At 31.4% G+C, this 25,249-nt stretch carries 25 protein-coding genes; 7 read left to right on the top strand and 18 right to left on the bottom strand.

The window, feature by feature from the left end:
- Window positions 1-291 precede the first annotated feature (291 nt).
- Window positions 292-1,257, top strand: coding sequence for an endonuclease/exonuclease/phosphatase family protein (locus DPIF8902391_RS08105; RefSeq protein ID WP_172505520.1), 966 nt, complete (start codon window positions 292-294; stop codon window positions 1,255-1,257).
- A 124-nt stretch (window positions 1,258-1,381) separates the two neighbouring features.
- On the opposite strand, the gene glmS is transcribed toward DPIF8902391_RS08105, so the two are convergent.
- From glmS to DPIF8902391_RS08090, 3 genes are read right to left on the bottom strand one after another with little or no spacing between them, the layout of a single operon-like run.
- Entirely contained in the window at window positions 1,382-3,238 is a 1,857-nt protein-coding gene (glmS, locus tag DPIF8902391_RS08100; protein WP_058885991.1) for a glutamine--fructose-6-phosphate transaminase (isomerizing), read from the bottom strand.
- Between the two features lie 9 nt (window positions 3,239-3,247).
- Window positions 3,248-4,828: a DUF4270 family protein gene (locus tag DPIF8902391_RS08095; protein WP_058885990.1), complete on the bottom strand. Its 1,581-nt coding sequence runs from the start codon at window positions 4,826-4,828 to the stop codon at window positions 3,248-3,250.
- Window positions 4,829-4,837: 9 nt separating this feature from the next.
- The gene (locus DPIF8902391_RS08090; protein ID WP_058885989.1) at window positions 4,838-5,656 is read right to left on the bottom strand and encodes a glycogen/starch synthase; all 819 of its coding nucleotides are present in this window, start codon (window positions 5,654-5,656) and stop codon (window positions 4,838-4,840) included.
- 96 nt (window positions 5,657-5,752) lie between these two features.
- Between DPIF8902391_RS08090 and panC the strand changes: the two genes are divergently transcribed.
- From panC to DPIF8902391_RS08065, 5 genes are all read left to right on the top strand, one after another.
- Window positions 5,753-6,598, top strand: coding sequence for a pantoate--beta-alanine ligase (panC, locus tag DPIF8902391_RS08085; RefSeq protein ID WP_172505519.1), 846 nt, complete (start codon window positions 5,753-5,755; stop codon window positions 6,596-6,598).
- 49 nt (window positions 6,599-6,647) lie between these two features.
- On the top strand, window positions 6,648-6,998 hold the full coding sequence (gene panD, locus DPIF8902391_RS08080; RefSeq protein WP_058885987.1) for an aspartate 1-decarboxylase: 351 nt from the start codon (window positions 6,648-6,650) through the stop codon (window positions 6,996-6,998).
- Window positions 6,999-7,009: 11 nt separating this feature from the next.
- Window positions 7,010-7,957, top strand: a complete 948-nt coding sequence (locus DPIF8902391_RS08075; protein ID WP_172505518.1) for a lysylphosphatidylglycerol synthase transmembrane domain-containing protein — start codon at window positions 7,010-7,012, stop codon at window positions 7,955-7,957.
- Between the two features lie 253 nt (window positions 7,958-8,210).
- Complete coding sequence (gene radA / locus DPIF8902391_RS08070) at window positions 8,211-9,572, top strand: DNA repair protein RadA (RefSeq protein ID WP_058885984.1); 1,362 nt, start codon at window positions 8,211-8,213, stop codon at window positions 9,570-9,572.
- 202 nt (window positions 9,573-9,774) lie between these two features.
- The gene (locus DPIF8902391_RS08065) at window positions 9,775-10,680 is read left to right on the top strand and encodes an Abi family protein (protein ID WP_172505517.1); all 906 of its coding nucleotides are present in this window, start codon (window positions 9,775-9,777) and stop codon (window positions 10,678-10,680) included.
- Between the two features lie 167 nt (window positions 10,681-10,847).
- Here DPIF8902391_RS08065 and arfB read toward each other — a convergent pair whose 3' ends face one another.
- From arfB to DPIF8902391_RS08040, 5 genes are all read right to left on the bottom strand, one after another.
- Window positions 10,848-11,252: an alternative ribosome rescue aminoacyl-tRNA hydrolase ArfB gene (arfB, locus tag DPIF8902391_RS08060; RefSeq protein WP_172505516.1), complete on the bottom strand. Its 405-nt coding sequence runs from the start codon at window positions 11,250-11,252 to the stop codon at window positions 10,848-10,850.
- Window positions 11,230-11,850 (bottom strand): AAA family ATPase, encoded by a 621-nt coding sequence (locus DPIF8902391_RS08055; protein WP_172505515.1) that lies wholly within the window; start codon window positions 11,848-11,850, stop codon window positions 11,230-11,232. The genes arfB and DPIF8902391_RS08055 overlap by 23 nt, the downstream gene beginning before the upstream one ends.
- Complete coding sequence (gene pnuC, locus DPIF8902391_RS08050) at window positions 11,811-12,461, bottom strand: nicotinamide riboside transporter PnuC (protein ID WP_172505514.1); 651 nt, start codon at window positions 12,459-12,461, stop codon at window positions 11,811-11,813. Before pnuC ends, DPIF8902391_RS08055 begins: the two co-directional genes overlap by 40 nt.
- Window positions 12,445-12,705 carry a hypothetical protein gene (locus DPIF8902391_RS08045; protein ID WP_172505513.1) on the bottom strand — a complete coding sequence of 87 codons (261 nt, stop codon included), beginning with the start codon at window positions 12,703-12,705 and terminating at the stop codon, window positions 12,445-12,447. Before DPIF8902391_RS08045 ends, pnuC begins: the two co-directional genes overlap by 17 nt.
- Window positions 12,706-12,773: 68 nt before the next feature.
- Window positions 12,774-13,409 carry a 4'-phosphopantetheinyl transferase family protein gene (locus tag DPIF8902391_RS08040; RefSeq protein ID WP_172505512.1) on the bottom strand — a complete coding sequence of 212 codons (636 nt, stop codon included), beginning with the start codon at window positions 13,407-13,409 and terminating at the stop codon, window positions 12,774-12,776.
- 63 nt (window positions 13,410-13,472) lie between these two features.
- On the opposite strand from DPIF8902391_RS08040, the gene ahcY reads away from it, so the two are divergent.
- Window positions 13,473-14,789: an adenosylhomocysteinase gene (gene ahcY, locus DPIF8902391_RS08035; protein WP_058885977.1), complete on the top strand. Its 1,317-nt coding sequence runs from the start codon at window positions 13,473-13,475 to the stop codon at window positions 14,787-14,789.
- Between the two features lie 84 nt (window positions 14,790-14,873).
- Here ahcY and DPIF8902391_RS08030 read toward each other — a convergent pair whose 3' ends face one another.
- The 10 genes from DPIF8902391_RS08030 to DPIF8902391_RS07985 all read right to left on the bottom strand — a co-directional run bounded on the left by DPIF8902391_RS08030 (window position 14,874) and on the right by DPIF8902391_RS07985 (window position 25,145).
- Window positions 14,874-15,380 (bottom strand): ferritin, encoded by a 507-nt coding sequence (locus tag DPIF8902391_RS08030; protein ID WP_058885976.1) that lies wholly within the window; start codon window positions 15,378-15,380, stop codon window positions 14,874-14,876.
- Window positions 15,381-15,482: 102 nt separating this feature from the next.
- The gene (locus tag DPIF8902391_RS08025) at window positions 15,483-15,692 is read right to left on the bottom strand and encodes a hypothetical protein (protein ID WP_058885975.1); all 210 of its coding nucleotides are present in this window, start codon (window positions 15,690-15,692) and stop codon (window positions 15,483-15,485) included.
- Between the two features lie 201 nt (window positions 15,693-15,893).
- The gene (locus tag DPIF8902391_RS08020; RefSeq protein ID WP_172505511.1) at window positions 15,894-16,901 is read right to left on the bottom strand and encodes a TlpA family protein disulfide reductase; all 1,008 of its coding nucleotides are present in this window, start codon (window positions 16,899-16,901) and stop codon (window positions 15,894-15,896) included.
- 59 nt (window positions 16,902-16,960) lie between these two features.
- Complete coding sequence (locus DPIF8902391_RS08015) at window positions 16,961-18,499, bottom strand: YifB family Mg chelatase-like AAA ATPase (protein WP_058885973.1); 1,539 nt, start codon at window positions 18,497-18,499, stop codon at window positions 16,961-16,963.
- Between the two features lie 140 nt (window positions 18,500-18,639).
- A complete protein-coding gene (locus DPIF8902391_RS08010; RefSeq protein WP_058885972.1) occupies window positions 18,640-20,607 on the bottom strand; it encodes a protein-disulfide reductase DsbD family protein in 1,968 nt (655 codons plus the stop codon).
- A 26-nt stretch (window positions 20,608-20,633) separates the two neighbouring features.
- Entirely contained in the window at window positions 20,634-21,947 is a 1,314-nt protein-coding gene (gene tilS / locus DPIF8902391_RS08005) for a tRNA lysidine(34) synthetase TilS (RefSeq protein WP_058886318.1), read from the bottom strand.
- A 2-nt stretch (window positions 21,948-21,949) separates the two neighbouring features.
- Window positions 21,950-22,810: an alpha/beta hydrolase gene (locus DPIF8902391_RS08000; protein ID WP_058885971.1), complete on the bottom strand. Its 861-nt coding sequence runs from the start codon at window positions 22,808-22,810 to the stop codon at window positions 21,950-21,952.
- A gap of 11 nt (window positions 22,811-22,821) precedes the next feature.
- Entirely contained in the window at window positions 22,822-23,172 is a 351-nt protein-coding gene (locus DPIF8902391_RS07995) for a hypothetical protein (protein WP_232121711.1), read from the bottom strand.
- Window positions 23,121-24,470: an anthranilate synthase component I family protein gene (locus tag DPIF8902391_RS07990; protein ID WP_172505510.1), complete on the bottom strand. Its 1,350-nt coding sequence runs from the start codon at window positions 24,468-24,470 to the stop codon at window positions 23,121-23,123. Before DPIF8902391_RS07990 ends, DPIF8902391_RS07995 begins: the two co-directional genes overlap by 52 nt.
- A 147-nt stretch (window positions 24,471-24,617) precedes the next feature.
- Window positions 24,618-25,145, bottom strand: coding sequence for an inorganic diphosphatase (locus DPIF8902391_RS07985; protein WP_058885968.1), 528 nt, complete (start codon window positions 25,143-25,145; stop codon window positions 24,618-24,620).
- Window positions 25,146-25,249: the final 104 nt, after the last annotated feature.

The raw sequence follows: 25,249 nt of genomic DNA, 5'->3' as shown, positions 1-25,249 counted from the left end.
AACAAAACAAGATCTCCTCAAAAAGAATCCGTTAAAACCCATGAAATCAGCGCTTCAACAAAACAAGATCATCCTCAAAAAATAATCCGTGAAAATTCGTGAAATTAGCGCTTCAACAAAACAAGATCTCCTCAAAAATAATTCGTGAAAATCCGTGAAATTAGCGTCTCAACAAAACAAGATCATCCTCAAAAAATAATTCGTGAAAATCCGTGAAATTAGCGTCTTACAATAATACCTATAAAACTCTAAGCTATTTTTATTGCGTATTTTAGTGTAAAATTTCATGAAATGCCTACATCTAAAAGAAAAAATATAATTACCGTTGCTTTTTATAATGTTGAAAATTTATTTGATACTGTTGACAACCCAAAAACAGCCGATAATGATTTTACACCATCGAGTAGGCGGAAATGGAATGCTAGAAAATATCAACAGAAAATAAAACAAATAACGGATGTCATAAAACAAATAGGAAGCAATCAATCGGCAATTCCTCCTGTGTTAATTGGCTTGGTGGAGGTTGAAAATGCCAAAGTAATTAAAGATTTAACACATCATAAAAATATTTCAAAGTACGCGTATCGCTATGTTCATTTTGATTCGCCTGACGAACGAGGCATTGACGTGGCATTACTTTATAACCCTACTTTTTTTAAGGTTCTTTCTTCGGATAAATTCCCGTTATATTTAACAGATAACAAAGGTGAGGTTGATTATACCCGTGATTTATTGGTGGTAAAAGGAATCTTAAATGAACAAGTAATACACATTTTAGTCAATCATTGGCCCTCAAGAAGAGATGGCGAAGAACAAACCACCGAAAAACGTATAGCCGCAGCAAAACACGTACATAAAGTGTTAGATGCTATAAAAGCAAAAGAAGAAAACCCAAAGTTTATTATTATGGGCGATTTTAATGACGATCCAACAAGTAAAAGTGTCAACGAATTTTTAGTTACCGATGAATTTTACAATCCGATGAAGCCTTTATTCAAAAAAGGGCAGGGCACGTTAACCTATTATAAAAAATGGCATTTATTTGATCAAATTATTTTTTCTAAAGATTTTTTTCATCCCAAGAAAAGTGTGCATACGTTTTTAAAAGCAGGTATTTTTAAGAAACAATGGCTACAGTTTGCTAAAGGAAAATTTAAAAACAGCCCATTTCGAACCTATATTGGTCCTTGGTATCAGGGTGGTTTTTCAGATCATTTTCCTGTATATGTTACCTTTCGAAAGAATAAAGTATCCTGAAATTTAGACGCTAATTTCACGGATTTTCGCTAATTTATTGCTGTAAATAAAAATAATAAAGCAAAAAAACTCCCGAGATACAATCTCAGGAGTTTTTAAATTTTATAAAAAAATACTTATTCTATTATTCTACCGTTACAGATTTCGCTAAATTTCTTGGCTGATCTACATTTTTTTCTAATAAAACCGCAATATGATACGATAATAATTGAAAAGGAATTGTGGTTAATAACGGCGTAAAAGCTTCGTCAGTATCAGGAATTTCAATCACATGATCTGCAATTTCTTTTACCGTAGTATCGCCCTGTGTTACAATAGCGATAATTTTACCACTTCTAGATTTTATTTCTTGAATATTACTTACTACTTTTTCGTAATGCCCTTTATTGGTCGCAATTACAAAAAGAGGCATATCTTCATCGATTAAAGCAATAGGACCATGCTTCATTTCGGCAGCAGGATATCCTTCTGCATGAATATATGAAATCTCTTTAAGTTTTAAAGCACCTTCTAAAGCCACAGGAAAATTAAATCCTCTACCTAAATACAAGCAGTTTTTAGCATCTTTATAAACCTTTGCAATTTCTTTAATTTGCGCATCTGCCTTTAACAAGGTTTCTATTTGCGCAGGAATTTGTTGTAAGGTTTGTAAATAACTATTTACAGCAGGTTTAGATAACGTTCCTTTTGCTTGTGCTAATTTTAACGCAATTAATGATAAAACGGTTATTTGCGTAGTAAATGCTTTTGTTGATGCAACGCCAATCTCAGGACCTGCATGCGTATAAGCACCAGCATGAGTTTCTCTAGCAATAGAAGAACCGACTACATTACAAATACCAAAAACAAAGGCTCCTTTTGATTTTGCTAATTTAATAGCTGCTAAAGTATCGGCAGTTTCTCCTGATTGAGAAATAGCGATTACCACATCGTTTTCGTTAATAATTGGGTTACGGTATCTAAATTCAGAAGCATATTCTACTTCAACAGGAATACGTGCCATATCTTCTAAAAGATATTCTCCTACCAAACCAGCATGCCAAGAAGTACCACAAGCCACGATAATAATTCGGCTAGCGTTGGTGAATTTTGATAAATTATCATCAATACCTGCCATACGAATAATACCTTGATCGGCTAACATTCGTCCTCTGTAAGTATCAATAATAGCTTTTGGTTGTTCGTAAATTTCTTTTAACATGAAATGCTCATAACCACCTTTTTCAATTTGCTCTAAGCTTAACTGAAGTTCTTGAACGGTAGCGTCAATTTCTTTATCATTTTCAATTTGACGAACTTTAATTCCTTTATCTTTTTTGATGATCGCTAATTCACCATCTTCTAAATAAATAGCATCTTTGGTATATTCGATAAAAGGAGAAGCATCCGAAGCTATAAAAAACTCTTCGTTGTTTTTTCCAACACCAATAGCAATTGGACTTCCTAAACGCGCTACAATTAGTTCGTTTGGTTTGTTTTTATCAAAAACAGCAATTGCATATGCACCAATAACATTTGTAAGCGCTAATTGAACTGCCTTTCCTAATTTACACTTTTCGTTCTTTTTAACCTCTTCAATAAGGTTAATTAATACCTCTGTATCGGTATCGCTTTTAAAGGTGTAACCTCTAGAGATTAATTCTTTTTTTATGGTGTCATAATTTTCAATAATTCCATTATGAACAATCACTAAATTTCCAGATTGTGAAATATGAGGATGTGAGTTTACATCGTTTGGTACTCCATGAGTAGCCCAACGTGTATGCCCAATACCTATAGATCCTTTCTTTCTTTTTTCGTCTTTATTGGTAATGATTTCTAGGTCAGCAACTTTTCCTTTTGTTTTTGTCAGATGAATTGTTTCACCATCGTACATCATAATTCCAGCACTATCGTACCCTCTGTATTCAAGGCGTTTTAATCCGTTAATAACAATTGGGTAAGCTTCTCTATGCCCTATATATCCTGTAATTCCACACATAGCAATGTTTTATTTTTCTTTTGAATATGATATTTTTAATACAGCTCTTTTTATTCCGTTAGCTGTTTTATTTCCGTTTAATAAAGTAACCCCTCTTGGGTTCCAATTATAAGTTTTAACATTTACATCAGGTACTTTATTTTTAAAAGCGTTGTCTGTAGGGTTGTTGTAAACCTTTAAAACTAAAGGGTCAATACTACCGTTACCTTCTAATAAATTAGTGATGTAATCTGTTATTTTGAAAGAATATTTTTCAGGTTTATCATCTTCCGACACTTCAAGATTACCACCAAAAACAGCCGCTTCTTTGTAAGCATCCGTTAATTGTGTAGCTTGAATACCTTCTATTGCTTTGTCTATATTTTGATAAATAAATAATTTTTGAGGAATTATTTTTTTATCGGTATTAATATTCTGATTTACATGAAAAGTTAACGAAGCATCATTGATTAATAAATTATTAGCTCTTAACTCCTCAAGTTTTGTTGTATTTAATAGCGTGATTTTAGCCATTGAACCTGCGGTTCCTTGAATTACAAAGTTGTTAGAAGGTACAGGTGTTTTTGCTTCAGACATTACATATTTACTATTTTTAATACCTGATAAAGCAAAAGAATATTCTTCATTTTCGCTACTTGCAACTTTACCTGCTTTTGAAATAGCTTTCGAATACTGAAATACCAAAGAAGCATCATTGGTTAAATTTAAAGGAATCAAAGCGCCCTTTTCACCAGAAGCCATAATTTTTAATCCTTTAAAATAAACATCAAAAGCTTGTTTAGATGCAAAATTAGCACCCTCAAATTTATCCCAAAATAAGGTTTTCATTTTAGCAAGATCTAAAGGAATTGCTAAAAAAGGTACTGCAGCAGTTGTGCTCGATTTTTTAACTTTAACAGCTTCTAAATATGTTTTAGAAGTGTCCATTCTATCTATTCTTTGATAGTTAAAAACAGTATCTTTTTTTGTATCGACAATAAAGGTGAAATCAGGGTCTTCATTTAATAAATTATCCCCTAAATATTCAGCATTCGATAAATAGGTATTCCTTTTACCAGGATTATTTGGCGTAGGATTGTCATTTTTTAAAAACGTTTCATTTTGAAACACTTTTAAAGCAGTAGGCTCCGTTAAGTTCCCTAAAAACGAATCAAGTTCAAAACTTGTTTCTTGTTTAGATGTTGTTGTAGCAGTTGTCTTATAAGGTATTTTTAAAATAACCTTATCTAAGTTATAAATGGTATCAGTACCAGAAATAGCTTTGTTTTTTAGCCCTGACACATACGCTAATTGACTAATAACAGAGGCTTGAATCCCTTTATAATTTTCATTATTTTTAGAAACACCTAGCCAATATTCACCTAAAGAACCAAGACTAATATTATCTGCCCTAACGGCTTTATAAGCATCGTTTGTATTAGTATTTGCGATGTCAATTTTTTCAATTTCAACGTCTAATAATAGTTCACCAGTTTCAAACTTTGTGTTAGCAACCACATGACCTCCTAGGTCGCTAAAATCTTTTTCACACGACACCATAGCTGCTAAACATAGCAAGCTAATACCTAAACCACCAATTTTTTTAATCATTTGTATTGTTTATTCGCTTAATTCTAAAACATTTTCTTTATAGAAATCTAAATATGCTTCGGCTAAAGTTTCTTCTGATTGAAATTCTAAAACCTTGGTGCTTTTTTCAGCAATAAAAGCATTAATTTCATCAGGTAAAACCTCACTACCTTTTACAATAGCATCTGAATTTTCAATAGCACTTTTTAAAATATTGATTTGATTAGGAGTTGCAATTGTTGCAATTTTAGCTTCCTCAATTTTATCAAAACGAACTTTATTTGCCAATTCAGTATTTAATTCACCTTCAAAATTATTTTCATAAATCGAAGTTACAATTTTACTTTCTGTAAATAATGGTTCTTCTTTATAAAATTCTCTTAAATATAATGGAAGTAAAGATGCCATCCACCCATGAATATGAATAACATCAGGTGCCCAGTTTAATTTTTTTACTGTTTCTACGACTCCTTTTGCAAAGAAAATCATACGCTCGTCGTTATCAGTAAACATCTTGTCATCTTCATCAGAATATACTGCTTTACGCTTAAAATACTCTTCATTGTCAATGAAATACACCTGCATTCTTTCCTTAGGGATTGAAGCAACTTTGATAATTAGCGGCATATCCATGTCGTTAATTATTAAATTCATTCCAGACAAACGAATAACTTCATGTAATTGATGCCTTCGTTCGTTAATTACGCCAAAACGAGGCATGAAAATACGGGTTTGAACTCCTTTAGAATGTGCATTTTTAGCAACATTGAATGCAGTAGACGATAATTCTGTTTCAGGTAAATAAGGTATTACCTCTGATGAAACGTATAATATTCTCTTATCCTTCATTAAATCTGTCTCTTTTATTAAAGAAGCAAAAATACGAAAATTTATGCTATAATGGTGTTAAATTGCTAATTTTGCACCTTTTCCAACTATAAGACCATGAAAATTTATAAAACCAAATCAGCATTAAAAGAATATTTAGCTACTCTTAAAAAGGCTGATAAATCAATAGGATTTGTGCCTACGATGGGCGCTTTGCATCAAGGGCATTTATCGCTGATAAAAAAAGCAAAACAGCACAATGCTATTACGGTAGTGAGTATTTTTGTAAACCCTACGCAGTTTGATAATCAAGAAGATTTGGTAAATTATCCAAAAACGATTGACCAAGATATCGCCCTTTTAGAAAGTGTAAATTGTGAGGTATTATTTTTGCCATCAGTAGCCGAAATTTATGACAATAATATAACTGCTGATACCTTTAATTTTGATGGATTAGAGCATCAAATGGAAGGGGAATTTCGTGACGGACATTTTGATGGTGTAGGAACTATTGTAAAATCATTATTTGAAATAGTAACGCCAAATACGGCTTATTTTGGTAAAAAAGACTTCCAGCAATTACAAATCATCAAAAAACTGGTTAAAAAACACCAAATTCCTGTAAAAGTAAAAGGCTGTGCTATTTTTAGGGAAGAAGATGGTTTGGCAATGAGTTCTCGCAATAGCCGTTTATCAGAAGAATACAGAGAAGTTGCACCTTTTATTTATAGAACACTAAAAAAAGCCAAGAAAAAATTTGGCATAAAAAGTGCAGATAAAGTAACAAAATGGGTAGTTAAAAAGTTTAAAAAACATCCGTTATTACGCTTAGAATATTTTACTATTGCATCCGAAGAAACCCTAAAAACTGTTAAAATAAAAGCCGAAAACGAAAAATATCGTGCCTTTATTGCCGTTTTTGCAGGCGATATTCGATTGATAGATAATATTCGATTAAAATAAAAATCAACAAAAAACAATACATTAATCATTAAAAAACTATTTTTGTAATATGTTAGTACAAGTAGTAAAATCTAAAATCCACCGCGTAAAAGTTACGGGTGCCGATTTAAATTATATAGGAAGCATTACCATTGATGAAGATTTAATGGATGCAGCAGGAATTATCGAAGGCGAACGTGTTCAAATTGTGAATAACAATAATGGCGAACGTTTAGAAACATACGCTATTCCAGGACCAAGAGGAAGCGGTGAAATCACTTTAAATGGTGCTGCAGCCAGAAAAGTAGCCAAAGGCGATGTGTTAATTTTAATCGTGTATGCGTTTATGGAATTAGAAGAAGCAAAGAAATTTACACCTTCTTTAGTTTTTCCTAACGAAGCCGACAATACACTTACCTAGATTCTTACATTTTGAATTTAAAAAAAGCTTTAAAAATTATATTACCGCTCATTTTGGGCGGTTTTTTAGTTTGGTATTCTGTTTCTAAAATTTCGTTAGATGTTTTAGTTCAATATTTTAAAGACGCCAATTACAGTTGGATAGCCTTGGGCTTATTTTTTGGAATTTTAAGCCATTTATCAAGAGCCTATAGATGGAAATTTCTGTTAGAACCAATGGGTTATAAACCCGATTTTGGCAATAGTACATTAGCTGTTTTGGTCGGTTATTTAGTTAATTTAGCACTACCAAGAGCAGGCGAAGTTTCACGAGCCGCTGTACTGGCAAACTACGAAGATATTCCTTTTGAAAAAGGATTCGGAACTATTGTAGCCGAAAGAATTGCCGATGTAATTATGATGTTAAGCATCATCGCAATCACCCTTTTTTTACAGTTCGATTTTATTTATAACCTGCTTACCAAAAATTTTGACCCGCTAAGAATCGTCATTATTTTAAGTGTTTTAGCCCTTGTTTTTTACGCCATAACCCGTTATGTAAAAAAAGCACAATCAGGAATTGGTTTAAAAATTAAAAGCTTTATTTCAGGCTTAGTCGAAGGCGTAACAAGCATTTTTAAAATGAAACACAAGTGGACATTTATATTCCACACCGTGTTTATTTGGGCAATGTACGTGTGTATGTTTTGGGCAACAATCCCTTCAATAAACGGCTTAGAAGTTCCGTTAGGCGGCGTTTTAATCGGTTTTATAGCAGGCGCATTTAGCATCGCAGCCACCAATGGAGGCATCGGTTTATACCCAATTGCCGTAGCAGGAGCAATGGCTTTATTTGGAGTATCGGCAGAACCCGCAACCGCTTTCGGTTGGATTATGTGGACGTCACAAACCGCTATGATTATCATTTTCGGAGGCTTGGCATTTCTATTTTTACCACTTTATAATAAAAGCAAGAAATAACAATAATTTTTTGGGCGTTCCCTTGCAGGTCGCGCTTTCATTACTCGCTTTTTTTATTTTTTTAAAAAGAAAAAATAAAAAAGAGCTCAAACATGCCATTCAATCGCTAACGCAGTTTTCGAGTAAAATTTTTACATTAAAATTAAACAAGCTTTTAAAAAACAACGCTTCATATTTAACGATTAGTTTGTAACTTTGAATCTTACTTATAATAGTACGAATAAGATTTTTAAAAAACTTCAAATTACTTCCAATGGCAAAAATAAAAACGACGTTTTCCTGTCAAAGCTGTGGCGCACAACATTCAAAATGGGCTGGGCAATGCAATACCTGTAAAGAATGGAATACCATTGTTGAAGAAGTAATTCAAAAAGAAGAAAAAAGAAGCTGGAAAACCCCTGAAAATATAGGGAAAACAGTTTCGAAACCCTTAAAAGTACAAGATATTGAGTTAAATTCTGAGGAGCGTATTGCTACTAAAAACACCGAATTAGACACCGTTTTAGGCGGAGGAATTGTAAAAGGAGCCGTTGTTTTATTAGGAGGAGAACCAGGAATAGGAAAATCAACATTATTGCTACAAATAGCGTTGAATATTCCTCAAAAAGTACTGTATGTTTCAGGAGAAGAAAGTCAATCGCAAATAAAAATGCGTGCCGAACGCTTAGAAGCAAGCAATTCAAACTGTTTAATTTTAACAGAAACCAACACTCAAAAAATATTCAAAAATATTGCCGAAGTAGTACCCGATGTATTGGTTATAGATTCTATTCAAACCCTACATACCGATACTATTGAAGCATCACCAGGAAGTGTTTCTCAAATTCGAGAAACCTCCGCCGAGCTGATAAAATTCGCCAAAGAAACAGGAACACCAGTTTTATTAATTGGGCATATTAATAAAGACGGGCATATCGCAGGACCCAAAATTTTAGAACACATGGTCGATGTTGTTTTACAATTTGAAGGCGATAGAAATCATACGTACAGAATTTTACGCTCTCAAAAAAACCGATTTGGTTCCACTGCCGAGTTAGGAATTTACGAAATGTTATCTACAGGATTGCGAGAAGTATCAAATCCATCAGAAATATTAATATCTAAAAAAGATGCCGATTTAAGCGGAACCGCAATTGCTTCAACCCTAGAGGGAATCCGCCCGTTAATGATTGAAATTCAAGCTTTGGTAAGCACCGCAGTTTATGGAGTTCCACAGCGTTCTACCACAGGATATAATTTAAAAAGATTACACATGATTTTGGCTGTTTTAGAAAAACGAGCAGGTTTTAAATTAGGCGCAAAAGATGTGTTTTTAAATGTTACCGGAGGAATCCGTGTCGATGATCCCGCAATTGATTTAGCCGTTGTTGCCGCAATTATTTCTTCCAATCAAGACATGGCAATAAACCCGAATGTGTGTTTTGCTGCCGAAGTTGGTTTATCAGGAGAAATAAGACCTGTTTCAAGAATCGACCAACGTATTTTAGAAGCCGAAAAATTAGGATATAAAACTTTAGTAGCATCAAAATATAACAAAATATCTTCAAAAAATCACTCTATAAAATTGCTTTTAGTCGGTAAAATTGAAGAAGCTTTTGCTACGTTGTTTGCGTAGAGGTTTGGTAACATACTTTTAATTTAGGATTGTAACTAGCAAGGTATCAGGTTTATTTACCTGTCTTAAATATTGAGAAAAGATTTCATGAATGATTTTATTTAAAATAATATCAAATTTGATATTATTTTTTTGTATATTTGTAGCAATAGAACTCGCCACGCTTCTTTAGCGCACCCAGGCGGGTCTTTTTTTTTACAAAGTGAATAGAGAAGGCTACCCTAAAAAAATATTGACTTTAGATAATCAAATTATACAGCTAAAAGAAAGAGGCTTAGTAATTGATGATGATGATATCGCTAAAGGCTATCTTAAGAATATTAGTTATTTTAGACTTCAAGGCTATTGGTGGGAATTTCAAATTGATAAACAAAATCATACATTTAAAGAAGGAACAAATTTTAATGATATAATTAATCTTTATACTTTTGATAGAAAATTACGTTTACTTCTCTTCGATGCAATAGAACGTGTAGAGATTGCTTTAAGAACCAAAATGGTTTATTACCCTTCTTTAGAATTAAATCAATGGTGGTTTGAAGATCAAAATAATTTTTTCAATGTAGATTATTTTAATAATTCAATCAGTGAAATTGAAAAAGAACTAGGAAGGACTAAAGAGTTTTTTATTCAAAAGCATTATCAAAACTATGGAAACAGACATAAACCACCAGCGTATAAAACATTAGAAATAGTATCTTTTGGATGTTTATCAAAATTATATAGTAATCTAAATAATAATATAAAATCTAAAAATAGAATTGCAACTGAATTTGATTTACCTAATTCTAGTTTTTTAAAAAGTTGGTTACAATCTTTTAATACAATAAGAAATATTATAGCTCATCATGGTCGGTTATGGAATAGAAAACTTCATTTTTCTCCAAAAATTTTAGGAAATCCAAAATCAGATTTTATAAGTGAACCAGAAGATAAACAATCAATGTATTATTTAATTTCTTGTTTGTTGTATGTATTGAATAAGGTTTCACCAGAGCATAGTCTAAAGAATAAAATAATAAATTTATTAGAGGAGAATAATTTTATTATTTTGAGTGAAATGGGTTTTCCAAATAATTGGAAAAAAGAATTTTTATGGAAAAAATAACTCAGAAAATAAGCCGAAAAATTAGGATATAAAACTTTAGTAGCATCAAAATATAACAAAATATCTTCAAAAAATCACTCTATAAAATTGCTTTTAGTCGGTAAAATTGAAGAAGCTTTTGCAACGTTGTTTGCGTAAGAATAAGGTTTTATTTTTTTACGATAAAATTAGTCTAAGTTCGGTTTTTTTCGGAGCGATTTTTTTAACTTTTGTCGTTTTTTATTTTCATGTTTTCTTAGTACCGAATTTCGACTAGGTTTGGTTGCACGTCTTATTTTAGGTCTTTTTAAACCGTCTTTGATAAGTGCTAAAAAACGTTTGATCGCTAATTCTTTATTTCTGTGTTGTGAGCGAGTTTCATCAGAAAAAAGTATTAAAACCTGTTCTTTTGTTAGGCGAGAAGCGAGTTTTGTACAAAGTATTTCTTTTTGATTTTCTGATAATTCCTTTGAATTTAAAACATCAAAAGAAAGTTCAATTTTAGAAGATACTTTATTTACATGTTGCCCGCCTGCACCAGAACTTCTAGTGGCTTTAAAATGTAATTCTTTAATTATTTCGGGGATATTCATCGTTTAAAAGAGTAGAAAAAGAATATAAATCTTTTTTATTAGCAAGTAATTTATCAATTATTTCAACGGCTTTTTTAAGACGTGTTTCTTTATCGCCTTTTAATAAAACATACGGACGTTTGTATTTTATCAACGTATTTTCAAAAGCGGTAAACATTTCTAAGCGTTCACCAGGTTTATCACGCAAATCATCGGCTTCCCAAGGTGTATCAATATAGGTTAAAAAATAGATGTCGTAGGTGTTTTTAATGGCTGCTTCATCTAAATTAGCATCTACAAAACCACCGTAATATTCTTCGGAATATACTTTTGTTTCAAGTAAATCGGTATCGCAAATTAATATTTTATCGGCTTTTTTTGATAATTCATTTTCTAGTTTTATCTGTCCTTCGGCAATGGGAATAATGTCTTTTTGTTCGCAAATTTTACGCTCGTTATTCCATTTATCTTGTAAATATTCACGGGCAAATTCAGGTGTCCAAACGGTATTGTAATGTCGTGCTAATTGACCAGAAAGAGTAGTTTTTCCAGTTGATTCAGGCCCAAATAAAACAACTTTTACAAGATTGCTTTTTTGTTGTTTAAGTCTTTTTTCCATGCTAAATAACCGCTAACGGCAATAAAAGTAAATATTAAATATTGAAAACTTGTAAATGTAAATCCTTTGTAAAAATAAAGGGGAACGGAAATAATATCGCCAATAATCCAATAAATCCAATTCTCGATTTTTCGCTTTGCCATAAGCCACATTCCTACAAAGAAAATTGCGGTCGTAAAAGTATCAACGTAAGCAGTCCAATTGTTCCATTTATCAAAATAAGTATAAACTGCATACACGAAAATTAATGTTGCTAAAAAGATGAAAATACTGGTTTTCTGCTCTTTTTTAGTCGTTTTTGAAATCGGGTTTACTACTGAATTATCTACAGTTCTTGTCCAAAGATACCAGCCGTAAATACTCATTATAAAATAGTAGGCGTTAATCATCATATCGCCTAATAATTGCCATTTTAAAAGTAAATAGACAAAAATAAGCGTGCTAATCATCCCTGTTGGAAACACCCAAATTTTATTCTTTTTAGAATACCAAACAGATAAAAAACCGAAAATAACAGCAATAATTTCAAGCCAAATATCTAAAGAATCATAACTGCTGTATTGGCTAAAAAGAAAATCAAAAACAGTATTAGAATTAAAAACTAGGCTCATACTTGCTACGGTCAGATTTTACAATTTTCAACAAAATTATTCCGCTGTCTATTAATTCAAAAGTATCTTTTATTTCCGAAGTTAATAATTGCATTACAGTATCATAATCGCCATAAACTTGTGTGCTTAATGGGTTTTCAAGAACTGTTAAACCTGAAGTTCTTAGTTTTTTTATAAAATTTATAATCGGTGCTTCAAATTCATTTTGAAGTGGCATTAAGGTAAGTTCTACTGATATTTTCATGTGTTTTTTGATGTTTTTCTGTGTTTTTGATATACTTTATAATAAAAATTTAAAAAAACAAAGATACTTTAAATAGCATAGACACAGGTAAAACCTTCGGTTTCTAAAAAGTGAATTTGATATTCATCAGTAATTCCCTCGTATAAAATTTTCCCTGTGGTTTTGTTAGTTTCGTTGCTTTCAAACGAGAAATCATCAATATAAATATTTTTTAAAAAGTGTAATTTCTTTTTTCCGTAAATTTTATATAAACTTTCTTTTGCCCCCCAAACAATGGTTAATTTACTAACCAAAGCACTATGATTTGCTATAGATTTATAGGCTTCAATCGGCGTAAATTTAGGGGCTATTTTTACAATTTTATCACGCTGTTTTTCAATATCAATTCCAACAGGTTTATCATCAGAAATAATAATAGCCGAAAAAATAAAGGAATGTGTAATTGAAATAAATTTTCCATCTTTTAAATGTGGCTTTCCAAATTCATCATAAATTAAATCATCATCAGTATAATTAGCCTGTTTTAATAACTGACGAACACTTAAAAAACCTTTACGATGTAAGTCTGATTTCATACTCTTAAGCCTGTTAATACTTCGTTTATTAAGGGTAATATTTTCAGATAATTCATCAAAAGATTCTTCAATCTTCCAAATCAATACGTTAGTGTTTGAATTTATTGTTATTGTTTTGTGAACAGGCATAAGTTAAAAAGTTATTTCGTAATTTTGCTAGATAAAAATTTAGATACATAAATATACATAAATATGAGCACAAAAACCGCTGCATACGTTCCTTTTAAGGTAAAAGATATTTCTTTAGCCGATTGGGGAAGAAAAGAAATTAGATTGGCAGAAGCTGAAATGCCAGGATTAATGAGTTTACGTGAAGAGTATAAAAACGAACAACCATTAAAAGGCGCAAGAATTGCAGGATGTTTACACATGACCATTCAAACTGCGGTTTTAATTGAAACTTTACAAGCTTTAGGTGCGGAGGTTACTTGGAGTTCTTGTAATATTTTTTCTACACAAGATCAGGCTGCTGCTGCAATTGCTGCTGCTGGAACTCCTGTGTATGCTTGGAAAGATATGACAGAAGAAGAATTCGACTGGTGTATTGAGCAAACATTATTTTTTGGTGAAGATAAAAAACCATTAAACTTAATTTTAGATGATGGTGGTGATTTAACCAACATGGTTTTAGATCGTTACCCTGAATTAGCTGCTGGAATCAATGGTTTATCTGAAGAAACTACTACAGGAGTTCACCGTTTATACGATAGAGTAAAAGCAGGAACGTTACCAATGCCAGCAATTAACGTAAACGATTCTGTAACAAAATCGAAATTTGATAACAAATACGGATGTAAAGAATCGGCAGTTGATGCAATTCGTCGTGCAACCGATATTATGTTAGCAGGAAAACGTGTAACTGTTTGTGGTTATGGTGATGTAGGTAAAGGTACAGCGGCTTCTTTTAAAGGTGCAGGTTCTATCGTTACGGTTACTGAAATTGACCCAATTTGTGCGTTACAAGCAGCAATGGACGGTTTTGAAGTTAAGCGTTTAGAAACTGTTGTTGGTAATTCTGATATTATTATTACCACTACTGGAAACAAAGATATTATTCAAGGGCGTCATTTTGAGGCAATGAAAGATAAAGTTATTGTATGTAATATTGGTCATTTCGACAACGAAATTGACATGGCTTGGTTAAATAAAAACCACGGAAATACAAAAGATACTATTAAGCCTCAGGTTGATAAATATATGATCGACGGGAAAGATATTATTGTTTTAGCAGAAGGACGTTTAGTAAACTTAGGATGTGCAACAGGTCACCCAAGTTTTGTAATGAGTAATTCATTTACAAACCAAACGTTAGCACAAATCGAACTTTGGACAAACAAAAAGGCTTACCAAAACGAAGTTTATATGTTACCAAAACATTTAGATGAAAAAGTAGCAAACTTACACTTAGCTAAAATAGGCGTAGAGCTTACTGAATTACGTGAAGACCAAGCTTCTTATATTGGTGTAACTGTTCAAGGGCCATTTAAGCCAGAGCACTACAGATACTAATAAATAGTATTTAATAGTTTTAAAAACAGAAAAGGTTGCTATGAAAATAGCAACCTTTTTTATGTATATATTATAAAACTATTTTTAAGCAGTAGGAATACGCTCGTCAATCATTTTTAAAGGCATATCACCCATTAAACTAATCATGTCTAAAATATCTCTTACTTTTTCTTCTTCTTCAGCTTGTTCGGTAATAAACCATTGTAAAAATATTTCTGAAGTAAAATCGCTGACTTTTCTAGCGGTTTTAAATGTGTGATGAATAGCGTTAGTTACTTCAATTTCAGCATCTAAAGAAGCTTCAAAAACAGCTTGTAAACTTTCATATTCATGAGTAATTTCTGATACCGTAGGAGACTGTGCGTTTCCTCCGTTATCATTAATAAACTTAAATATTTTCATCATATGAGTTCTTTCTTCTTCTGCCTGATTGTAAAAATAAGTAGCACTATTTCTAAGTTCTCTTTGATCGCACCATGATGCCATAGCTAAATATTTTGAAGAAGCTTGTTGCTCCATCATTACTTGATTATTTAGTAAATCGACAACTTCTAGATTCAAAATTATATCTCTTCTTACTGAAATTTCCATAGTGGTTTTTTTTATTTATTAGGTACTATAAAGATACTCAATAAAGCGATTCAAAAGCATTGAGGTTGTAATTTAAAAACAATCTTAGTAAACTGTTAAAGCTTATTTAAAGGTAGATAATAAAGCCTCTTTTAGTGCTAATATTTGAGGAACATCAAGTAATAATACATGGTTGTTATCTGCAACAAAAATTAGTATAAAATTATCTGTTGCTATGATGTTTTCTAGTGCTAGGCAAGAAGAATTGTCTAGTATTTTTTTTCGAAAGGCTAATAGTTGACAAAAAGTAAAATCAATTACTTTATAGCCCAAGTTTAACCGATAGCTATTCCTAGCTTTAGATACTAAAATTTGAGAGGAGGTATGTTTAATGGTACAATTCACGCTGCAAAGATACTTATTTTTAATCAATCTAAAGAAAAATAGTTTGTTTTTATGAAATTTAACCAAAAAATCCTGCAACTTAGTTACAGGATTTTAGCGGTAAATAATATTTTTTTTAGATGAAAAAAATTAAATTTTCAAAGAATCGAATAAGGTAATTAATTTAGGGTTAGAAGGTCTTGGTGCATTTGCATCTACAATATTTCCTTGTGGATCAATTAAAATAAAACGAGGAATACTGTTTACTTTATAAGCTACTGAAAAAGTTTTATCACCTTTTGCATACAATTGAATTCCGCTTAAATTTTTATCACTAACCATTTTTTTCCACTTTTCATAATCTCTTTGATCATCTACAGAAATACTTACAAACTCAATTTTTTTACCATGATATTTTTTCTCAACTTTTTGTAAAAAAGGAATTTCTTGTTTACAAGGATTACACCAAGTTGCCCACATATCAATATAGACATATTTTCCTTTTAAATCATCTAAAGATATATTTCCACCTTTATGATTTTCATATGTAACAAACTTAGGCGATACTGCTCCTTTTGCTAATTTTGTTGCCGAATATGATTTATCAGCATAGGTTTTGTTTAAATACTTTGTTAATCCTGTAATATTTTTTTCTTGAAAAGAAACAAATGCGCTATCTAAAGTTGTACTTTTCATGTTAGCGTTAAAATCATTGACAAAATTATTTACTTTGGTATCAAATTTTTCTTTAGATAAGTTATATAAGTTTTTATCTTTAAAAAAATCCTCTTGTAATAAAATTACTTTTGCTAAAAAATTATTTTCATTAGCACCTTCTCCTGTAAATTTAGCCGTCTTTAAAAAATCGTTAGCATCGATATTTAAGATAATATCGTCGCCATTTTTTAGGTATAAGGTTGTTATTTTTTGTCCGTTAGAAAGGCGGTAAAAATCACTTTTAACATTCATTGTATCGCTAAAAGCACCATTTTGGTCAAGTTGAATGATTTTTTTAAAATTGAATTGTGGATTAGAGAGCGTAATTGATTCGGCATTTTTATTGTCTATTTTTCCTGAAAAAGTAACAAAATTATTCGGTTCTTTTTTACAAGAAATCATGGTAATGGCAATTGCCATTAAGTAAATTATTTTTTTCATTTTGATTGTTTTGATTATTTTTTGGTAAAATTAATAATTTACTAAATTACTGTTTTTTTTTATCCTAGCCATCCATCTCTGTCTAAGCTTCGGTATTGTATTGCTTCTGTTAAGTGTTCCGATTTTATATTTTCTTCGGATGCTAAATCGGCAATAGTTCTTGAAACTTTTAAAATTCGATCATAGGCTCTTGCCGACAGGTTTAGTTTTTCCATGGCAATTTTGAGTAGGGCATAGCTTTGTTCTGAAAGTTTACAGTATTTACGTTGTTGTTTTACATTCATTTGTGCGTTATAATGAACTGTTTCGGAGTTGCTAAAACGAGCGGTTTGAATTTCACGAGCTTTGGTAACACGTTTTCTAATTTCAACACTTGATTCTCCTTTTCTTTCTTCGGATAATTTATCAAAAGGAACAGGAGTTACTTCAATATGAATATCAATTCTATCTAATAATGGCCCTGAAACTTTACTTAAATAGCGTTGCATTTCAGCAGGTGATGAGGTCATTGGTGAGTCAGGATCATTAAAAAAACCTGACGGACTAGGGTTCATACTTGCTACTAACATAAAGCTACTCGGGTAATTTACGGTGAATTTTGCTCTTGAAATTGTTACTTCTCTATCTTCTAAAGGCTGTCGCATTACTTCTAAAACCCCGCGTTTAAATTCGGGTAATTCATCTAAAAAAAGTACGCCATTATGGGCTAACGAAATTTCACCAGGCTGTGGTAAACTATTTCCGCCACCAATAAGTGCGATGTCTGAACAACTATGATGTGGTGCTCGAAAAGGACGAGAATATTGTAGCCCTGTATTTTTTACTTTACCAACAACCGAATGTATTTTGGTGGTTTCAAGTGCTTCTTCTAAGGTCATTGGAGGTAAAATAGAGGGGAGTCTTTTTGCTAGCATTGTTTTTCCAGCTCCAGGAGGACCAATTAAAATAATATTATGACCACCAGCGGCGGCAATTTCCATGCAGCGTTTAATGCTTTCTTGTCCTTTTACATCAGAAAAATCAAATTCAGGAAAATCTATATGTTTATAAAATTCTGCTCGGGTATCTACAATAGTAGGTTCAATTATTTTTTTACCTTCTAAATGATTAATAACGTCCATAATATTATTGACCGCCAATATATTTAGGTCGTTAACAATTGCGGCTTCTTTGGCATTTTCTTTAGGTAATATAAAATTTTTATAGCCTTCTTCGCGGGCTTTAATGGCAATTAGCAAAGCACCTTTAATGGGTTGCAGACTTCCGTCTAATGAAAGTTCGCCCATAATTACATATTCTTCAATATTTTTAGCGTCAATTTGTTTAGATGCCGATAAAATCCCAACAGCAATGGTTAAATCATAAGAAGCACCTTCTTTACGAATGTCAGCAGGTGCCATGTTTATAATTATTTTTTTACCAGGAAGTTTGTAGCCGTTATTATTAAGGGCGGCAGAAATTCGATAGGAACTTTCTCGAACCGCATTATCAGGTAAACCTACCAAATGATAACCAATTCCTTTATCTATATTTACCTCTACGGTAATTGTAGTTGCATCAATGCCAAAAACAGCAGATCCATACGTTTTTATCAACATAACTTTCTCTTTGTGTTAAAGATAGCTAAAAAAAACAGCTAATTATAAATTAGCTGAAAAATAGTTGGCGTTTTCTTTTAAGTTAAAACCAAAAAAAAGCCTCTTTATAAAAGAGGCTTTTTTTAATAGGGTATGCTTGTTTATTTTTTATTAAAATTATCTAATCCTGTTTTTAACCAATTAGAATATTCTGAATGACTGCTATATTGTTGAGGTGAATTTAGTAATTCTAAATTAGGGCTCATTAATACATAAAATGGCTGAGAAGCTGTTTTAAAGTTTGCAACTTGTAGTGTAACCCATTTATCACCATAGGTTCTAATTCTTTTTACTTTACCGTTTGGTTTAATAAAATCGAACTGTTCTTCTTCAGGCAATTGTCTTTGATGATCATCAACATATAATGAAATTAATACATAATCATTATTAATCATATTGTAAATTTCTGGTTTAACCCAAATGTTTTCTTCCATTTTACGACAGTTTACACATGCCCAACCTGTAAAGTCTAATAAAACAGGTTTGTTTACTGATTTTGCATGCGCAATACCTTCTTCAAAGTCTTTAAAACAATTTAAGCCTAACGGACATTGATTGTCTTTTACGTAAATACTATGAAATTTAGGCGGTGCAAAACCACTCAATAAATTATTTTGATTCCATGTAGGGTTTTTTAAAACCCCTGGTGCTAAATAGATTGATAAAGCTAAACAACTTCCTCCTAGTAAAACTCTAAAAAAAGATATTTTACCATATTTTTTACCCATCAGTCCTAGTAAATATAATGACATCAATAAGGCTATTACTGACCATATTCCGATAAAAATTTCTCTTTTGAAAAAGCCCCAATGCCCAACTAAATCAGCATTTGATAAAAATTTAAAAGCGAATGCTAATTCTAAGAATCCTAAAACAACTTTAACGGTATTTAACCATCCACCAGATTTTGGTAAAGTAGTTAACCAGCCAGGAAACATAGCAAATAAGGCAAAAGGCATAGCTAAAGCAAGCCCAAAACCAATCATACCTGCCGATAATTGCATAGCTCCACCATTAGCTCCTAATGATCCTGCAAGTAAAGAACCTAAAATAGGACCTGTACATGAAAAAGATACAATTGCTAAGGTTAACGCCATAAAAAATATCCCAATAATACCACCAATATTCGATGCGGTATCTGCTTTGTTACCCCAAGAACTAGGTAGGGTTAATTCGTAAAATCCGAAGAAAGACCCTGCAAAGAAAACCAAAATGGTAAAGAAAAATAAGTTCAACCACATGTTGGTAGAAATACTATTTAAAATTTCTGGATCTAAGGTGTCTAAATAATGAAAAGGTAAACTTAATAAACCGTAAATTAAAATGATAAAAGAACCATATAATATAGCACTTCCAATTCCTTTACCTTTTTTTTCGGTATGTTTTGTGAAAAAAGATACTGTTAAAGGCACCATTGGAAATACACAAGGTGTTAAAAAAGCTAATAAACCACCAACAAACCCAAGTAAAAATATACTTAATAAAGAGCTGTCTTCTTCTTGGTTATCTGCTTTTTTTGCGGTATTTTTTAATAGAACTGTGTTTTTTAAGTTTAAGTTTAATGATTGTGACATTGCTTGACTTTTATCATCAACTTCGGTAACGGTTTGTGATACTTTTTCACCAGTTAATGAAAAGGTGAAGTCTTCATCGAAAGGTAAACAGTATTCTTTACAAACTTGCGCGTCTAGGTTTAAGGTTATTTGTGTTAAACCAGTGTTTGAAACAGTAATTCTTTGGGTTAAAAGACCTTCTTCAGCAAAGAAAACTTCATCTTTTCCCCAAATTTCACTAAATTCAGTATGGGTTTCTCCTTCTTTGGCTTTTCCTTTAAGCGCATAACCACTTTGTCCTTCAGCAGGAGATATAGTCATTGGTAAAGAAGCGTCTTCAGGATTATATTGCGAATATAAATGCCAGTCTTCTGCAATTTCAATATTGAAAATTAAGTCGTATTCTGTCTCCGAAATTTTTTCAACGGTAGGTGTTATAACAATAGGATTGTCATCAGATTGAGAGAAGACCATTAAACTTAAGAATAATAAAAATAGCGTAAATAATTTTTTCATTCGATTTAGTTTATAAAGGGTTGTTTTTAATTAATTATTCTTAATAATTCTGTTGCTTCATTGCTTGGTAAAAAACGCCTGTCTTGACGCTTTCCAATAATCCATATAATTTTATTATCATTTGTACAAAGCAACCAAATGTTTTTTTTATCAAAAAGAGAAAGCTTTTCATCTTTAAAATATTTACTAACTTTTTTCTTACCTAGCATACCTGTTGGGTAAAAATAATCGCCAGTTTCCCATCTTCTGATAGTAAGGGGGTAATTTAATAAAATTTTATCAACAAAAATAGTGTTTTTATCAAAACTTGTTTTTTTACTAACTTGTGTAAGTTGCAGATTGATAGGGCTTGTTATTTTGTTATTTTCTTTATCTATGCTAAATTGTTCCTTTTCTAGAATTTCGGTTTTATCTATGTTTTGTAGCAATAAAAAACCCCTATTTTTTAATAAAACATGTGAATTACTGCTAATTTTTTTACCTGATTGTCCATATATTAACTGGTAAACATCGTCCCATTCTGTAAATTGATAGTCTTTTAAAAGTTGGTATAAATAAGCTTTTGGGTTTGATAATTTTAAGACTTCTGAAATGTCTATTTTAAGTAAATCCCCTTGCTTACAAACGGTTTTTAAAGCGATTTCATCGACTTTGTCAGTAATGATTTGTTGTGATTGCTTTAAAAAATCGGTTGTTTTTAGATGTGCTTTTAATAAACTAGGGTTTAATTCTTTTAAAATAGGAATTACTTGGTGCCTTATTTTATTTCGAAGATATTTTGTTTCGGCATTGCTAGCATCTTCTCGCCATTTTATATTATTTTCTAGGGCAAAATTTTCAATTTTTTCTCTTGAAAAAATTAACAACGGACGCACAATAGTTCCGTTTATAGCAGGAATTCCTGTTAAACCGTCCAAACCAGTTCCTCTTGTGAGGTTAATTAACACGGTTTCTAAGTTGTCATCGGCATGATGCCCTGTTAAAACATAATCAAAATGATGTTTTTTAAGCAATTCATCAAACCAATTATAGCGTAATTTTCGTGCAGCTAATTGCGTTGATAATTTATTTTGGTTAGCATATTTACTCGTTTCAAAACGTGTTGAAAAAACAGGAATTTCTAATTCTTTACCTAAATTTTTAACAGATTTTTCATCTAAATCACTTTGATCACTTCTTAATTGAAAATTACAATGCGCTAATGAAATATCGTATTTTAATTGATGCAATAAATGTGTTAAAACCACACTATCGACACCGCCAGAAATAGCAATTAAGAGTTTTTTATCTTTTAAAAATAAAAAATTACGGTCTATATGTTTTGCTAATTGTTGTAGCATTTTTATTTCTGTGCTTTTTTTAGTTGATTTTCTAACCAATGAATCACATCTTTTAGCATTTCATCTTTGCATAAATCATGTTGCAATTCATGATAAGCACCTTTGTAAAGCTTTAAATTTGCGTTTTTTGTTGCGTTTGCAAATTCTTGTGAACCTTTGTAATCAATAATTTTATCGGCAGTTCCGTGTAAAATGAACATTGGAATTTCTAAGGATTTTGCATTATCAATCGCCCATTTTCCAGCATCTATAAACGATAAAGAAAAATTAGGGCTAATTTTATCGTGAACTAGAGGATCGTTTAAATATTTTTGAACTTCAACTTCATCTCTAGAAATATCGGCGATATCTAGTTCATTACTCAAGGTAATTGACGGCGCAATTTTTTGCATAATTTTACCCAATTTAAGTTTCCAAGCAGGTGGATTAAAAGCTAATTTTAGCATTGGGCTTGTGGCAATAACACCTATTAGCTGCTTGTTTTTTTGCATATTTTTTTTGCGCAGCGCATAATTAACAACCGCATTTCCACCCATAGAATGTCCGTATAAAAACTGCGGTTTATCGCCAAAAACTGCGGATGCTTTTTCAATTAATTGAGAAATACTTGTTAAAACGGTATCAAAACCAGGATTATGCCCTCTTTTTCCTGTGGTTTTTCCGTGACCGAAATGATCAAAAGCAATCACACCAAAATTAGCATCCGTTAAATTTTTTGCAACCGATTGATAGCGCCCCGAATGTTCTCCCATTCCGTGAACAATAATCACGACAGCTTTCACTGAATTTGGGTTTTTAGGTTGCCAAAACTGCCCGAAAAAATTCGTATTATGATACTTAAAATGGAACTCTTGATGTGTCATTTTTGATTATTTTATTGTTTTTGCAACCACTGTCTGATATCTTTACGTAAAGAAACTTCAGGTTTTGGTAAAGGTATTGTTTTTCCAAATTGTTTACTTCTTTTAAATTTAGAAAAGGTAATTTTATGTTGTTTCCAAGCCTCAGGATATAAGTCTAAAAAAGCATTAAAAAAGCTTTGTTCATTCACGTTTCCTTCTATAGTTGGAAGTACTGCTTTAAATTTTTCTTCTTGGTCGATAATCATTAATTCTATTGTTTTAGGTATGTTTTTGTAAGCGTTTTGTTCTTGATTTATTGAAATATAAGCAACTATTTTGAATGAAGTAACACATATTTCATTGCTTTTGCTTTTAGCAAACATTCTTCATATTCTTTTTCAGGAATTGATTTTGCAGTAATTGCGCCACCCACCGAAAAAGACACATATTTACTGTCTGAATTGTATAAAATACTTCGGATAATTACATTAAAGTCAAAATCGCCGTTCGGTGTAAAATACCCTACAGTTCCTGAATATAAACCCCGTTTTGTTTGCTCTAAATTTTCCATTATTTTCATTGCCGATACCTTAGGAGCGCCCGTCATACTGCCCATTGGAAAGGTATCTTTTATAACATCAACAGGATGTGTATTTGGTGTAATTTCCGATACAATGGTCGAAATCATTTGATGTACCTGTTTAAAAGAATGGATTTTACAAAGTTCCGCTACCTGAACACTTCCTTTTTTAGCCGTTTTTGATAAATCATTGCGTACCAAATCGACAATCATAATGTTTTCGGCGCGTTCTTTTTCATCTCTAGCTAAATCGAAGGCAATTTTTTGATCTTCAATAGGATCAATTAAGCGTTTTGCAGTTCCTTTTATGGGTTGCGAAATTATTTTATCACCTTCTTTTTTTAAATATCTTTCAGGTGTTGCCGATAATAGATATAAATTTTCATGTCTGAAAAAAGTAGCAAATGGAGGTGTTGATATATCGTTTAAATGCGAATATATTTTATACGGATTGATGCGTGTATTTTCGGCATAAAATTCTTGACAAAAATTAGCTTCATAAATATCGCCTCTATGAATATGTTCTAAAACTTTTGTTACTTTTTGGTGATATTCTTCCTTGTGAATTCGAAGTTTTATTTTAATGTTATCTTCTTTTATTTCTTCGGATGTTTTTTCCGCTTCTTTTTTTAGAGCATCAGAAAGAGTAGTGGAATTATTAATATTACTGATAATATCTTCAAAATCTTCTTCAATTTCATCATCAATCATTTGCAAATACTCAAATTCAATGGTATTTCCTTTGATGAAAATTAATTTTTGAGGCTGAAAAAAGTACAAATCAGGAAAGTTTAAACCATCAAAATTAGTAGAAGTGAGCTTTTCAACGTCATTTTTTACATCATAAGAAATATAGCCAAAAATATAATCTTTGGTGTAAGATTGATATTCTTTTAGCTTTTCAAAAGCATTTTGATAATCTGTTTTTATTGCCGTAAATTCTTCGACAGCCAAGCAGGCATCAAAACAAGAATAGGCTTGTTCGTAATTATTAGAATCTAGCCAAATAGCGGTTTCAAACTGTTTTGCCCAAGCAAATAATTTTTGCTTAAAGCTTGTTGAATCGTCTATTTTAAAATTACGTTTGGTTCTTTTAAACATTTTACAAAAATAAGAAACCCAATATAAATACGAATATAAATACAGGTATTTGTACGGGTTTTAAAAATGAAAAAAGCCATTTTAGCATATACTAAATGGCTTTTTTTGATAAGAATTTTTTAAATTAAAACTTAAAATTAAGTTTAATTATATTTTAAAATCTCCTTTTGCTTTGTGCTCGCTATCTTCATAACGTTTGATACAAGTATCTAAAATTTGGTATGCTTGATCAGCATTTCCCCAATCTCCAATAATTACTTCTTTCTTTTCTAAGTCTTTATAAACTTTAAAGAAATGCGTAATTTCGTCTTGTAAATGAGCGTTTAAGTCCGATAAATCATTGTATTTATTCCAAATAGGATCTGAAACAGGTACACAAATAATTTTTTCATCTGGTCCTTTTTCATCCGACATATGGAAAACACCAATTGGTTTTACTTCCATAACACACATTGGAAATGTTGGTTCTGCACTTAAAACTAACACGTCTAAAGGATCATTATCTAAGGCTAAAGTTTCAGGAATGAAACCGTAATCACCAGGGTACATCATTGATGAAAACAACATTCTATCGAAACGGATTTTTCCTAAATCAAAATCGTATTCGTATTTATTTCTACTTCCTTTAGGTATTTCTATTAAAACATCAACTGTCTTTTTCTCTTTTGAAGTCATATATATATCTTTTCTTCGTTTCTAAAAATCGGATTGCAAAAGTAATAATTTATTGTCATTTTAAATAAAAAATAACGTTATCTTATTATTAAATCGATTTATAA

This window comes from Tenacibaculum finnmarkense genomovar ulcerans (assembly GCF_900239495.1).
Taxonomy (GTDB): Bacteria; Bacteroidota; Bacteroidia; order Flavobacteriales; family Flavobacteriaceae; genus Polaribacter; species Polaribacter ulcerans.
This window is presented reverse-complemented; position numbering and strand designations above follow the sequence as displayed.